This window comes from Frankia alni ACN14a, assembly GCF_000058485.1.
Classification (GTDB): Bacteria; Actinomycetota; Actinomycetes; order Frankiales; family Frankiaceae; genus Frankia; species Frankia alni.
Window position 1 is genome coordinate 6,540,206 of record NC_008278.1, and the last position, 13,675, is coordinate 6,553,880.

The 13,675-nt window shown below is 74.8% G+C and carries 10 protein-coding genes; 4 read left to right on the plus strand and 6 right to left on the minus strand.

The window, feature by feature from the left end:
• Positions 1–116: 116 nt before the first annotated feature.
• Both FRAAL_RS26290 and FRAAL_RS26295 read left to right on the plus strand, forming a co-directional pair.
• Complete coding sequence (locus tag FRAAL_RS26290; RefSeq protein WP_011607085.1) at positions 117–1,355, plus strand: ThiF family adenylyltransferase; 1,239 nt, start codon at positions 117–119, stop codon at positions 1,353–1,355.
• 121 nt (positions 1,356–1,476) lie between these two features.
• Positions 1,477–3,405 (plus strand): AarF/UbiB family protein, encoded by a 1,929-nt coding sequence (locus FRAAL_RS26295; protein ID WP_041939810.1) that lies wholly within the window; start codon positions 1,477–1,479, stop codon positions 3,403–3,405.
• A 112-nt stretch (positions 3,406–3,517) separates the two neighbouring features.
• Here FRAAL_RS26295 and FRAAL_RS26300 read toward each other — a convergent pair whose 3' ends face one another.
• From FRAAL_RS26300 to FRAAL_RS26315, 4 genes are all read right to left on the minus strand, one after another.
• Complete coding sequence (locus tag FRAAL_RS26300; RefSeq protein WP_157892227.1) at positions 3,518–5,068, minus strand: alkaline phosphatase family protein; 1,551 nt, start codon at positions 5,066–5,068, stop codon at positions 3,518–3,520.
• 127 nt (positions 5,069–5,195) lie between these two features.
• Positions 5,196–5,483 (minus strand): WhiB family transcriptional regulator, encoded by a 288-nt coding sequence (locus tag FRAAL_RS26305; protein WP_173402707.1) that lies wholly within the window; start codon positions 5,481–5,483, stop codon positions 5,196–5,198.
• Positions 5,484–5,589: 106 nt separating this feature from the next.
• Positions 5,590–6,006, minus strand: coding sequence for a glycerate kinase (locus FRAAL_RS26310; protein ID WP_157892228.1), 417 nt, complete (start codon positions 6,004–6,006; stop codon positions 5,590–5,592).
• A gap of 135 nt (positions 6,007–6,141) precedes the next feature.
• The gene (locus tag FRAAL_RS26315) at positions 6,142–8,388 is read right to left on the minus strand and encodes an ATP-dependent DNA helicase UvrD2 (protein WP_041939811.1); all 2,247 of its coding nucleotides are present in this window, start codon (positions 8,386–8,388) and stop codon (positions 6,142–6,144) included.
• Between the two features lie 95 nt (positions 8,389–8,483).
• Between FRAAL_RS26315 and FRAAL_RS26320 the strand changes: the two genes are divergently transcribed.
• Both FRAAL_RS26320 and FRAAL_RS35900 read left to right on the plus strand, forming a co-directional pair.
• Positions 8,484–8,723: a mycoredoxin gene (locus tag FRAAL_RS26320; RefSeq protein WP_011607091.1), complete on the plus strand. Its 240-nt coding sequence runs from the start codon at positions 8,484–8,486 to the stop codon at positions 8,721–8,723.
• A gap of 242 nt (positions 8,724–8,965) precedes the next feature.
• Positions 8,966–10,546: a GAF and ANTAR domain-containing protein gene (locus FRAAL_RS35900; RefSeq protein WP_308204196.1), complete on the plus strand. Its 1,581-nt coding sequence runs from the start codon at positions 8,966–8,968 to the stop codon at positions 10,544–10,546.
• Between the two features lie 276 nt (positions 10,547–10,822).
• Here the strand turns inward: FRAAL_RS35900 and FRAAL_RS26330 are convergent, their stop codons facing one another.
• The gene (locus FRAAL_RS26330; protein ID WP_157892229.1) at positions 10,823–12,232 is read right to left on the minus strand and encodes a M16 family metallopeptidase; all 1,410 of its coding nucleotides are present in this window, start codon (positions 12,230–12,232) and stop codon (positions 10,823–10,825) included.
• Positions 12,229–13,530 (minus strand): M16 family metallopeptidase, encoded by a 1,302-nt coding sequence (locus FRAAL_RS26335; protein WP_041939813.1) that lies wholly within the window; start codon positions 13,528–13,530, stop codon positions 12,229–12,231. Before FRAAL_RS26335 ends, FRAAL_RS26330 begins: the two co-directional genes overlap by 4 nt.
• Between the last annotated feature and the right edge of the window lie 145 nt (positions 13,531–13,675).

Below are 13,675 nucleotides of genomic sequence, written 5' to 3' on the forward strand. Positions count from 1 at the left end.
CGCGGTCTCGCGTTCTGTCGGACCCGCGTGACACGGTGGGGATCAACCGGCCGGCCGGCCGGTCGTCCTGATCCGCGTCCGGTGGCTTCGGCCGCCGGCGGACCTGCGGGGGATCCATGCGCCCGATCCTCAAGCCCGGCCTTCGTCGGCTCTGGCACAACAGCTCCACCCTGCAACTCGGCATCGACCCGGCTCGTGCCGTCCTCGTCACCGACCTCGGCCCGCCGCACGCGGCCCTGCTGGAGGCCCTCGACGGCCGGCGCACGCTGCAACAGCTCCGTCACGACGGCGGCGCGGCCGCCCGCGATCTGCTCGACCTGCTCGGTCGCGCCGGTCTACTCGACGACGCGGCACCGCCCCCGGGTGCGGCGCCGCTGCCTCCGGCCGAGCGCGACCGCCTGCTGCCCGACCTCGCGGCACTGTCGGTCCGCTCCGTCGATCCGGCCCGCCCCCGCCGGGTGCTCGCCGCGCGCCGCGCCGCCCGGGTGCTCGTGCGGGGCGCCGGGCGGGTCGGCGCACAGATCTCGACCCTGCTCGCCGCGGCCGGGATCGGCCGGGTCGTGGTCGACGACGCCGCGGTGACGACCGCCGCCGACGTCTCTCCCGGCGGGCTGCGCCTGGAGGACATCGGCCGGCCCCGGGCCCTCGCCGCGGGGACGGCGATGACCCGGGTGCGCCGGCAGGCCGATCGCCGCCCCGGTCTCGGCCCGGCCGGCTCGACGCCTCTGCCGCCCTCGGGGCACGCGGAGGGACCGGGGGTCGACGGCTTCGAGGCGGATCTGATCGTGCTGGCCCCGGTGGGCCCGCCGACCGTCGCGCCCGGCGCCTGCCTCGATCTCGAACGCCGCGGGACCGCTCATCTGCTGGCCGGGGTGCGCGAGACGACGGGGATCGTCGGTCCGCTCGTGGTGCCGGCCGCGACGGCCTGCCTGCACTGTCAGCACCTGCATCGGCACGCCCGCGACCCGGTGTGGCCGATGCTGGCGATGCAGCTTGTCCGTCCGCGCACGGCCGGCCACGACCCGTGCGAGATCACCCTCGCCAGTCTTGTCGCCGCCATCGCCGCGATGCAGGCGCTGGCCTTCCTGGACCTCGCCGTCCCACCGTCGCCCGACCCGGGCCCGAGGGTTCACCAGTCCGACAACCCGGACTTGCTCCACGCAATCGCAAGCACCAAAGATGAGATGTTCGACACACCGGACTCCTCTCTGAAGATCTTTCCGGTAACCGCGGACGGGGCGCTGGAGCTCGCCCTGCCGGACTGGCGCATCCGCCGGCGAAGCTGGCCGGTGCACCCCAACTGTCCCTGCCGCACCGCCCGATCCATGGTGGGGCGGGCCGACGGGGATGCCTGAGATCCGAGGGTCGCAGGCTCGCGCGCCGGCCGTGGCGCCCGGGCTCGGCGGCGGCAACATCGCCGCGACCGTTACCCACAGTCCGCGCCCCCCACGCCTCGGAACAGGGCACGATGGAGCGGTGTCCGACATCCCACGGCGGGCCGTCGTCCGCACTGCCAAACTGGCCACCCTCCCGATCGGAATCGCCGGCCGAGCCACGCTCGGTGTCGGCAAGCGGATCGGCGGCCGTCCCGCGGAAGTCGTCGCCTCCGAACTCCAGCAGCGCACCGCCGCCCAGATCTTCCGCGTCCTCGGGGAGCTCAAGGGCGGCGCGATGAAACTCGGCCAGGCCCTGTCCGTGTTCGAGGCGGCCCTGCCCGACGAGGTCGCCGCGCCCTACCGGGCCGCGCTGACCAAGCTCCAGGAGGCGGCGCCCCCGCTGCCGGCCTCCGTGGTCCACCGCGTCCTGGCCGAGGAGCTCGGGGCGGACTGGCGGTCGTTGTTCGTCGAGTTCGACGACGCGCCGGCCGCGGCGGCGAGCATCGGCCAGGTCCACCGGGCGGTCTGGTCGGACGGCCGGCCCGTCGCGGTCAAGGTCCAGTACCCGGGGGCCGGGCCAGCCCTGGTCGCCGACCTCACCCAACTCGGGCGGGCGGCCCGGCTGTTCAGCGCGGTGACCCCGGGGCTGGATATCAAGCCGTTGGTCGAGGAGCTCAAGGCCAGGATCACCGAGGAGCTCGACTACCGGCTGGAGGCGGCGTGGCAGTCGGCCTTCGCGCAGGCCTACGCCGACGACCCGGACATCGTCGTCCCGCGCCCGCTCGCCGGTTCGGACCGGGTGCTCGTCAGCGAGTGGATCGACGGGGTTCCCCTGTCCGCCATCATCGCCGACGGCTCCACCGAGCAGCGCGACGCCGCCGGCCTGCTGCTCGTGCGGTTCCTCTACTCGTGTCCCGGACGGGCCGGCCTGCTGCATGCCGATCCGCATCCGGGGAACTTCCGCCTGCTGCCCGACGGCCGGCTCGGCGTGTTGGACTTCGGTGCCGTGAACCGGCTGCCCGGCGGGCTGCCCGCGCCGATCGGCCGGCTGGCCCGCCAGACCCTGGCCGGCGACGCGCAGGCCGTCGCCGCCGGCCTGCGCGACGAGGGGTTCATCCCGCCGTCCGCCGAGATCGACGCCGACGACCTGCTCGACTACCTCGCGCCGATGCTCGAGCCGATCGCCGAGGAGGAGTTCACCTTCTCCCGCGCCTGGCTGCGCAAGGAGGCGGCGCGCCTGAGCGACTGGCGCTCCGCCGCGGCGCAGCTCGGCCGCCAGCTCAACCTCCCGCCGTCGTACCTGCTCATCCATCGGGTCACCCTCGGCGCGATCGGGATCCTCTGCCAGCTCGGCAGCACCGGCCACTTCCGCGCCGAGATGGAGCGCTGGCAGCCGGGATTCGCCGAGCCCGGTTCCGCGGCCGCCCTGGCCGCCGAGGAGGCCAACCGCCCGGATCGTCCGCTGCCCGTCCTGGCGGTCAGGGACGAGGCCGGGGTCATCCGGCCGATGCCCGGCCCGGTCGTGCTGCCCGGAGCCCCGACCGCCGGCCGTACCCGCCGGACCACCAAGGCCACCAGGACCTCGAAGCCGGCGCGAGCCGCCAAGCCCGCGCGGACGACCACGCCGGAGCCGAGCGCACAGCCGGAGCCGAGCGCACAGCCGGAGCGAGCCACAGGGGCACCGGCCGATCAACGACCTGACCGGTCGACCGGCGAGACGGCGACGAACCGCAGCGCGCCGCGACGCGCTCCGGCGGCCACGCGCGCCAGGAAGCCTGCCGGTGATCCGGCGCCCCAGCCCGCTCCCGCCACAGACGCGGTACCCACGCAGGCCGAACCCGCCGAGACGAGCCGGCCCGCGCGGTCATCACGGCGCACCGCCAGGACCGCCGTCACCCCCACGACCGACCCCCCAGCCGCACCCGCGGCCCCCGGCCCCCGACGCGCCGCGGGCCGGGCACGGGCGGCTCCCCCGCGCCAGACTTCCCGGGAGGACACGCCCTCCGACCCGATCACCGCCGAGGACTGACCGCGACTGCGACTCCTCCGACGCAGCCCTCGGCCACTACCACGGTCACCAGATCCCAGCCCGGTACCCGCCCGGAGGGGCCCAGGCATCGCGGTCCTGCGCGCGGGTCCCGTCAGGAGGAGGCGACCCCGACGGCCGAGTCGTCCAGGCTGAGACCGTCGAGGACGGACTCGCCGAGGTAGAGAAAGCCGTAGCCCTCGTCGCGGAACCGAACCCCGGCGGCGCGCAGGGCGTCACCCCAGTCGCCGCGGCAGGCCGGGTCCGCCGCCTCCGAGCCGTGGTCGGCGGTCAACAGGATCGCGGTCTCGGCCAGCAGGCCGCGCTCGGCGAGCAGATCGAGGAAGCTGCCGAGGCGGGCGTCCGCGTCCCGCAGCGCGGCGCGGGACTGGTCCGAGTAGGGGCCGCCGCCGTGATGGCCCGTGTCGGTGACCGTGGTGTTCCACCACATGACGTCGGGTGGGGTCGTGCCCGGCGCCCAGAGCTGGACGACCTGGGCGAGGCCCAGTGCGTCCACCCGGGTGGACCAGGCGTAGTCGGCGCTCTGCTGGACCCAGCGCGCGCTGGCGTGCGGGTCGCCCTCGGCCGCCGGCAGGTAGTCGCCCATGTCACCGGCGCCACCGGCGTTGCCGGCCGCCCGGACCAGGCCGAACGTCGAGTAGTGCGCGCCCCGGTCGACGGGCTCGTTCACGCAGGCACTGACCGCGCCGGGGCGCTGGCGGGCGACGGCCTCGAAGAGCGTCTCGACGCCGTCGCGGAGCTGCTCGCAGGCGGCGTGCCAGGTCTTCACGTCGTTGACGATCACCTGGCGGCCGGTGGCCCGGTCGAAGTAGACGTTGTGCAGGATCCCGTGGCGACCGGGCCCGACCCCGGTCAGCGCGGAGGTGTGGTTGGTCAGCGTCACGCTGGGAAACTCGGCGATCGCTCCGCCGGTCAGCGCGGTCCCCTCGGCCAGCAGGCGGGCGACGTTCGGCAGGGCACCGGTCTGGGCGAGGTGCAGCAGGTCGTTGCAGTTCGCGCCGTCCCACAGCAGGCCGACGACGTGGCGCGCGCCCGGACCGGCGAGCTCGGTCAGCGCCGTCCCCTCGGCGCCCGGCAGGGTGACGCCGGCCAGCGCGGCGAGGGTGGGCGCGACGTCGATGATCCGCGCCGCACCGGGCCGCAGCCCCCGGCCGCGCACGCCGGGGCCGGACAGCACCAGCGGGGCACGGGACTGGCCGGCGTTGAGCGAACCGTGCTCGCCGAGGTGCCCGCCGCGTTCGGGCCAGTAGTGCCGCGGGGTGTGCACGACGATCAGGTCGGGCGAGCGGGTGGCGTCCCCGAACGCGGACAGCAGCCGGCGGCCGGCGAAGGGGTAGGCGTCGCGTTCGTTCGGCGGTGACGGATCCGCCAGCGCCGCGGCCAGGGGCACCCCGTGCATCGGGTCCTGGCTGGCCAGCGGATGCCGCCCGAAGCGGACCTCCCAGGGGCCGTCCGGATCGCTCACCGGCAGCCGGGCCGAGCCGCCGGCGTTGGCCACGTAGAGCCAGCCGGCGTCCACCCAGGCGGTGAGATCCACGATCTCGGCCAGTGCGGGGCTGGTGAGGGCGGCGACGGCGAGGGACAGGTCGTCGGACCCGACCGGTTGCGGCGCCACGCCCGGCGCCGTTCCCGTTCCGGTCGACATCGGATAGACACGCTCGCTGCTGGGCACGCCGGAACAGTACCGGTGCCGACCGGAGCGCCGAAAGAAATCCACGGCCAACGGCGGCGGGCGGGACGCCGACGAACCGGTGTCCCGCCCGCCGCGGCCGTCAGGCCGCGACCTCCTCCGGGCGGACCTTGCGCGGCCGACCGCGGGGCCGCTTGCGGGGCACGACGGTGCCGGTCACGACCAGCTCGCCACCCCACACCCCCCACGGCTCGGCCCGGTCGAGGGCCGCGGCCAGGCACGCCACCCGGACCGGGCAGGTACGGCAGACCGCCTTGGCGGTCTCCACATCCGCCGGGGACTCAGCGAAGAACATCTCAGGATCGACGTCCCAGCAGGGCAGGACGAGCCGATCCCGCTCGATCCGGGAGACGATCGAGTGATCGAACACCGGTGTCACCTCCGACACGGGTAGGTCTTCGAGCGGATAGAAGGAGCGAAACGACAAAGGCCGCGATCCCCATGGGGATCGCGGCCTCGGCGTCGGCTCCGCGGAGCTAGTCCGGGAGCGGATCGCGAGCGGATCCCGAGATGAGGTGACGGTCTGCGTGCTGGGCCGCCTGGGCCACGGCGGAGCGCGGGTTCCCGGACACGGCGAACCGACGCGTCGGCTCGCCGGCCGGACCCTCGACGATCGCGGTGGACGTGACCAGGCCGAGCACCGTGCCCGAGACTCCGGCGGCGGGCGCACCCGTCCCCTGGGCCTCGGTGCGACGGCAAGCCGCCAGCACACGGACATCCGCCATCAAGGAAGCGCCAAGGGCAGGGCTGCCGAGGGCGGCTTTGCCGAGAACGACGGACGCCTCGACGGCGGCCGCCACGAGGACGACCGCACCCATGGCCGACGGGCCGGGCCGATATCCCCGGGGACGGGCGATCTCGGTGCCAGCTTGGTCCATCACAATGTTCAGCACGGCGAGATCACCTCCTTCTCGGGAAGCCCTGGGGCGCAGCCGATTCCGGGCCTGCGTCGGGCGTCGTGGGTAACGGTAGAAGGTCGGCCCGCGATCCTCAACGTATTTTCTGTGTCGCGTGTCGGACACCCGCAGTCACGAAGGCTCGCGGGCGGACGGCGCCGGCGGGGTGCGCCCGGCGACGAGGCCGAGCACCGCCTGGCCGTAGCGGTCGAGCTTGGCCTGGCCGATCCCGGGGATCCGGACAAGCTCCGCGACCGAGCTCGGCCGGCATTCGGCGATCGCCTGCAGAGTCGCGTCGGTAAGGACCACGAAGACGGGCATGTGCAGCTCGCGCGCGGTGGCCGCCCGCCAAGCCCGCAGCCGCTCGTACAGCCCGGCGTCGACGTCGCCGGGGCAGCCGTCGCAGCGCCCGATCCTGGCCTGGGCGCCGGTCAGGGCCCGCCCGCAGACCCGGCAGCGCACCGCCGATCGCCCCCGGCCCGACCCCCCGCCGTCGGCGCCGCTCTCCTCCCCCGCCCGCCGACGCCCCGCCGCACCGCCAGACCCCCCGGTGCCGCCAGACCCCGCTCCACCGCCGGGGCCGCCCCGCCCGCCCGCGGCCGGGCCGAGGCCGCGGCGCACCGGGCGCAGATCGTCGAGGAAGCGGGACGGCCGCCGCGAGCGCCGTCCGTCCGCGCGGGCCAACGCCCAGGACAGGACGAGGTGGGTCCGGGCCCGCGTCACGCCCACGTAGAGCAGGCGGCGTTCCTCGGCGATCTGCTCGGCGGTCTTCGCGTGAACGAGCGGCAGCGTGCCGTCGGTCAGCCCCACGAGGAACACCGCGTCCCATTCCAGGCCCTTCGCGGCGTGCAGCGTGGACAGCGTCACCCCCTCCACGGTGGGCTGGTGTTCGTGGGTGACGCGATCGCCGAGCTCGGCGACGAACTCGGCGAGGCCGGCCTGCGGGGCTCGGGCGGCGAGGTCGGCGGCGAGGCGGTGCAGGGCGGCGAGGTTCTCCCACTGCTCCCGCTCCGCGCCGGAGCCGGCCGACGGCCGGTCCGCCCGCCAGTGCAGTGCGCCGAGCACGTCCGCGACGGTGTCGGCGAGCCCGGCGGGCCGGTCGGTGTCGGCCGAGCGCAGGGCGGCCCGCAGCAGCCGCAGCGCCGCGACCACCTCGGTCCGGGCGAAGAACTTCTCGCCGCCGCGGACGAGGTAGGCGATGCCCGCCGCGCCGATCGCGGCCTCGTAGGCCTCGGACTGGGCGTTGATCCGGTACAGCACGGCGATGCGGCTGGCCGGCGTCCCGCGGGCGATCAGCGTGCGGATGCGACTGGCGACGGCGGCGGCCTCGTCCGCCTCGCTGTCGCACTCCAGCCAGACCGGCGGCGGGCCGTCGGGCGCCGCGGCGACGAGCCTCGTGCCGGGCGCGGCCTGGACGAGCCGGTTCGCCAGCCCGACGACCTGCGGGGTCGACCGGTAGTCGCGCACGAGTCGGACGACCGCCGCGTCCGGATGGCGGCGCGGGAAGTCGAGCAGGTAGCGGGGCGAGGCGCCGGCGAACGAGTAGATGGTCTGGTGCGGGTCACCGACGACGCAGAGGCTGTCGCGATCGCCGAGCCAGGCCTCGAGCACGCGCTGCTGCAACGCGTTGACGTCCTGGTACTCGTCGACGACGAGGTGGCGGTAGCGGGACCGGACCTCGGTGGCGACCCAGTCGTGTTCCTCGATCATGGCCGCGGTGAGCAGCAGCAGATCCTCCATGTCGACGACGCCGGCCTCCCGCTTGACCTCCTCGTACGCGGCGTAGAGCCGGGCGACGGTCGGCGCCGGGGTGGCGGTCTCCCGGCCGCCGGCCGCCGCCATCCGGGCGTAGTCGGCGGGCGCGACGAGGCTGGCCTTGGCCCACTCGACCTCGGCGGTCAGGTCCCGCAGCTCGGCGCGGTCCGGGCTCAGCCGCAGGCGCCCCGCGGCGCGCGCCATGTTGGGGATCTTGCTGGACTCGGGCCGGGGCAGCGGTCCGCCGGCCACGGCCGGCCAGAAGTGCTGCAACTGCCGCAGCGCCGCCGAATGGAACGTACGCGCCTGCACGCCGGGGACACCCATGGCCCGCAGCCGGCCGCGCAACTCCCCCGCCGCCCTGGTCGTGAAGCTCACGGCGAGGATCTGACCGGAGCCAACCCCCCGGTCCACGACCATGTGGGCGATTCTGTGCGTGATGGTGCGTGTCTTGCCCGTACCGGCACCGGCGAGGATGCAGACCGGTCCCAGGGGGGCGTCGGCCGCGGCCCGCTGCTCGGGATCGAGCCCGGCGAGCAGGTCCGCGGCGGCCGGGGCGGCCGGTGACGCCGGGGAGGCCCCGGTGGAGGCGGCCCGCGCGGCGGGGGCAGGCGATCCGGACATCCCCCGACACGGTAGTCCCCACCCGTGCCGGGAAGCGTCGCAGGCACGACGCTGTTGAACCAACCGTTGCGTCCCAGTGGCTTGGAGGCCCTTTCGTGCTCACGATCTACACGACTTCCTGGTGCGGCTACTGCGTTCGGCTGAAGAGCCAACTCGACCGCGCCGGGCTGGAGTACAAGACCGTTGATATCGAGAACGACCCGACAGCAGAGCAACTTGTCCGCGATGCGAACAACGGGAACGCGACCGTACCGACCGTGCTCTTTCCCGATGGCACTGTGATGACGAACCCGAGCGTCCGCCAGGTCACCGAGAAGGTCACTTCTGCCGCATAACGGATACGTAGAGCAACGACATCCCGGGAGTTCTTACCTTCCCACCGCACACGCGGCCGGCTCGTGGGACGGTGTCCGTCACTGCCCGTGAAGTTTGTGGGAGAGTTCGGCCTGTGTCGTCAGCACCTTCAGAACAGGCGTGGAGCACCGTCGATGCCGCGCTGCGGGCCGTTCGCGCCCTGGACCGGATGGAGACAGCCTGTTTCGTCGTGGTATCTGCGACGACTGCGAGCTATCTCCGTGTGACCGGAACCTTCGCCGATCTCGGCGAGGGAACCCACTATCCCCGGGCGGACAGCGTCATCGCCCGCATGATCGACGGTGCGCCCGCGGCGGCGGCCGGAGTCGGTCCGGGGCATCCCGCGGCCGACACGGCCGAGCATCGCCAACTGGGGGTGCACAGCTATCTCGCGATGCCGGTGATCCCCACGGACGGCCGACTACTCGGCTTCCTCGTCGGCCTGGACCACGGTGAGGTGAGCGTGTCCGCGGACACGCTGGCCCTGGTCCGGGCCATCGCGGACGCCCTCGCGGCCACGGGCGACATCCCCGCGCCGCCCCCGCCGGCCGTCTCGCCCAACGGCCCGCGGCCCGGCGATCGTTCACGGGAGGCCGGCGGCTCTGCCGGTCAGGCCTCGGTGGGCGGGGGTGGCGCGGTCGGCGAGGGTGGCGCGGTCGGCGCAACGGACGAGGAGCGCCCGGCCCCGGCGGCACGTGCGGCACGTGAGCAGACCGCGACTCGGGAGGAGACGCCGGCCCAGCCCGGCCCGACGCCGGGCGGCGAGCAGCGATCGACTCCCGCGGCCCTGTCGCCGGGCGCCGCCCCCATCCCGGGCGGGGGTGACTCACGGCACGGTGACGCGTCACCCGACTCTGACACCTCCCCGAGCACGGACACGCCACGCAGCAGCGACGAAGGGTCGCGAGGCGGCGAGGCGTCACCAGGCAACGGGGGACCGACCCGCGATGAGCGGCCGGCGGGCGGCGAGAGGCCGGCGAGCGGGCCGGTGGCACACGGTGCTGCCGCGGAGTCCCCGCCGCCGGCCGGCCCGTCCCGGCCGCCCAGGAGCGCCACGCCGGGCATCGGGGAAAGGGCGGAGCCGGCTGCGGCCCCCCCGACTCCCCCGCGGCCACCGGGCCGGGTGCCGACGCCCCAGGCCCTCGCGCGGGCGGTTCGCCCCGGACCACCCGGCCGGGCCGGGCCGCCGCGACCGACACCGCCGCCCGCGACCGGCACCGGCCCGGCGGGGACCGGCGCCCAGGTGACCGGCGCAGCCAGGCCGGCTCCGGCCGTCTCGCGACGTTCCACCGCGGACATGCGGCTGCGGCGGACGCCCGCCGGCTGGGTCGTGGAAGGTCCGGGAGCGGAGATCCGCCCGGTCGGTGACCTTCTCTCCGCGATGGTTCTCGCCGACCTGCTGGCCGAGGACCTCGCACCGCCCGGCCGCCCGCGCCGGGCAGAACGTGACCTTGGCGAGATCGAGCAGCTGCGGCTGTCCGTCGTCCAGCTCGAGCACGCCCTGGCGTCCCGGGTGATCGTCGAACAGGCCATCGGTGTGCTGGCGGAACGCCATCAGATCCGGCCGCGGGAGGCGTTCGAGCGGTTGCGCCGCACGGCGCGAGGGATGGGCCGTCGCGTCCATGACCTGGCCCGACAGGTCGTGGATTCGGTCGGGGACCCCCGAGCGGTTCTCCCGGGGGAGCTCGGTGGCCGGGGCGGCCCGGCCGGCGGCGGTCCCTCCGGCGCGACGCCGGGGCCCGGCCCGGGACCGGGTGGCGCGCCCCGCCCGGCACCACCGCGGTCCACCTCCGGCCGGCACTGACCCGCTGGCCTTAACCCGCTGGCCCCGACCCGCTGGTCCTGACCGGCCTGCACTGACCAGGCGGCACCGCTCGGCCGGGGCTGGAGCGCATGCAGGAGGTTGTCGGCGGTTTCCGACACCGAAGGCGCGGACGACCTCCTGCGCTCGGCCCGCCGAGCCCGAACGGTGCCAGCGGGGCGAGGCGACCTGGTCCTGGCGGGCGAAGGGGGTCGTTCCGGGCCGCGGGTTCCTCCGTGGATCTCGGCCGGAGCCCGGGTCACACCCCGGCGGGTGGCGTCAGGACTCGATCAGTCCGAGGGCCCCCACCGCCCGGACGATCTTGGATTTGTCGCCGACGAGGACCGTGATCAGCCCGGTGGGCGCCAGCAGGTCGGCCGCGACGGCCTGGACGTCGGCGGTCGTCACCTCGGCCAGCGCGCGCGGGTGGTCGCGCAGGTACTCCACGCCGACGCCGACGCCGGCCAGCGCGGACAGCGTCGAGGCGAGCCCCGCGGCGGTGGCGCTGCCGATGGCGAGCGTGCCGACGGCGTACTGGCGGGCCGCGTCGAGCTCGTCCTGGGTCGGCGGGAGTACCGCCAGTCGCCCGAGCTCGTAGAGGATCTCCAGCAGGGCCGGGCCGGTCACGTCGGTGGCGACGTCCGCGGCCACGGTGAAGCGCGAGCCGACCTGGTAGTGGTCGATCGAGCTGCGCGGCGAGTACGTGTAGCCCTTGTCCTCGCGGATGTTGTTGACCAGCCGGGAGCTGAAGTACCCGCCGAAGATCGTACTGGCCAGCCGCTGCGCCGGGTAGCCGGGAGCGGACCGGTCCAGGGCCGCCCCGCCGAGGCGGATGTTCGTCTGCACGGCGCCGGGGCGGTCCACGATGACGATCGGGCCCGTACGCAGCGCGGGCAGGGGCGGCGCGCTCGCCGCGGGCTGCCCCGACCAGTCCCCGAGCGCCGTGGAGACCGCCGCCAGCGCCCGTTCGGGCGACACGTCGCCGACGAGGGTGAGGATGGCCCCGGCCGGCGAGACGCGCTCAGCGTGCAGGCCGCGCACCTCCGCCGGGCCGACCTGCCCGACCACGTCCGGGTCGGGGATGGCGGTGGCGTAGGGGTGGTCGCCGAACAGCCGCTCGAGCAGGGCCTCGCGGGCGATCACGGCGGGCTGGCTACGGGCGACCGCGGTGTCCTCGACGATCCGCTCGCGCTCGCCGGCGACCTCGTCGTCGGGATAGGTGGCGCCGAGCAGCACGTCGGCCAGGATCTCCAGCAATGGTTCGAGGTTCGCCGCGAGCGCGGAGCCGCCGATGGAGAGCCGGTCGCTGTCGACTCCCGTCGACAGCGAGCCACCGAGGCGCTGCACCTCCGTGGCGAGCCCCACCCGGTCGAGCCGCCGGGATCCGGTGAACAGGGTCTCCGCCAGCACCTCGGCGCGGGCCTGGTACACGGGCCCGAGCCCGGCGAAGGGGATGCGCAGCCGCACCTCGACGATCGGCACGCTGCCCCGCTGCACCACCAGCACCCGCAGGCCGTTGGGGAGGGTGCGGTCGGTGACGGCTGGCAGCGCCGCCGGCTCGGTCGGCCGGACGGCGGGGATCACGCCCGCCGGGGCAGCCGCGGTGGCGGTGGCCGGGGTGGCGGTGGCCGCCGGCGGAGTCGAGCGCGCGGAGTTCGTCGAGGTCGAGGTCACAGCACTCCCGATCATGAGGCGGCGCCGGCATGCAGCTCCAGCACCGAACGGCCCTGGTCGAGCAGGGAACCGGCGGCGGCGGCGACCGCCTCGCCGGTGACGGCCGACAGCTCCGCCGGCAGTTCGTTCACCAGCTCGGGTCGGCCGCGGTGCAGCTCGTGCACGGCCATGGCCAGCCCGCGGCCGAGGGCGTCGTCGGCCTCCCGCAGCAGCGAGGAGGCCACCCGGGCCTGCACCCGCTCCAGCTCACCGGCGTCCAGGCCGTCCCCCGCGAGCCGGGCGAGCTCCTCGTCGACGGCCGCGAGGACCGCGTCGGCGCTGGACTCCTCGGACTGGCGGGCCTCCAGGGTGAGCAGCAGCGGGTCGCGCTGGTCGAACGGGTTGCCGAACGCGCCCAGGTAGGTGCTGACCCCGATGACCGAGCGGTCCTTCTGGACCAGGCGGCGCTCCAGGCGGCTGGCGTCGCCGTCGCTGAGCACCTCGGTCAGCAGGTAGTAGGCGAGGTAGGCGGGCAGGTCGGCGATCGGGTCGGGGACGCGGTAGCCGACCGCGAGCGCCGCGCGGGGGGCGAGCGGATCGGTGAGGACCGCCCGGCGCTCCGCCGCGGGCACCGGCTCCGCGAAACTCGCCCGCGGCGGCACCGCGCGGGCGGGGATGTCGCCGAAGTACCGGTGGACGAAGGTCAGCGCCTCGTCGGAGTCGAAGTCGCCGACGATGGTGAGCACGGCGTTACCGGGCGCGTAGTACTTGTCGAAGAAGTCCTCCGCGTCGTCGAGGCCGGCCGCCGCCAACTCCGAGAAATCCCCGTAGCCGTTGTGCGCGTTGGGAAAGGTGTCGAACGCCACCGGCGGCAGTTTGATCCAGGGAAATCCGCCGTACGGCCGGTTGAGGACGTTGACCCGGATCTCCTCCTGCACCACGGCGATCTGGTTGTCGAGGTTCTGCCGGGTGATCTTGGGCGCCCGCATCCGGTCCGCCTCGAGGAACAGGGCCAGTTCGAGCGCGCCGGCCGGCAGCAGCTCGAAATAGTCCGTGTAGTCGGGGTGCGTGGAGCCGTTGAAGATTCCACCGGCGGCCTGGACGTGCTTGGGATGTTCCGCCTTCCCCACGTTCGCGCTGCCCTGGAACATCAGGTGCTCGAACAGGTGGGCGAAACCGGTGCGGCCTTCGGGCTCGGACCGGAAGCCCACGTCGTAGTGCACGGAGACGGCCACCACCGGAGCCGTGCGGTCGGGAGCGAGCAGGACCCGCAGGCCGTTGTCGAGCCGGGTCCGCTCGATCGGATAGGAGGATGCCGGCAGGGCCGACCTCACCGCGGCGGTGCCGACCGGACCGGGTTCTCTAGGCGAGGACACAGTCGCCAACGCTACTGCCCGTCGGCCCGGCCCGGTGGCGAAGAAGGCCGCCGGCCGGTCCTGCGCCGTCCGACGCGGCGTTGCGGGGCGCCTGCTGCGGTGT

Excerpts from the sequence above, each read along its gene's own strand:
- FRAAL_RS26290 (WP_011607085.1), top strand. The coding sequence starts at position 117 with ATGCGCCCGATCCTCAAGCCCGGCCTTCGTCGGCTCTGGCACAACAGC.
- FRAAL_RS26300 (WP_157892227.1), bottom strand. The coding sequence starts at position 5,068 with ATGTCGACCGGAACGGGAACGGCGCCGGGCGTGGCGCCGCAACCGGTC.
- FRAAL_RS26315 (WP_041939811.1), bottom strand. The coding sequence starts at position 8,388 with ATGTCCGGATCGCCTGCCCCCGCCGCGCGGGCCGCCTCCACCGGGGCC.
- FRAAL_RS26330 (WP_157892229.1), bottom strand. The coding sequence starts at position 12,232 with ATGATCGGGAGTGCTGTGACCTCGACCTCGACGAACTCCGCGCGCTCG.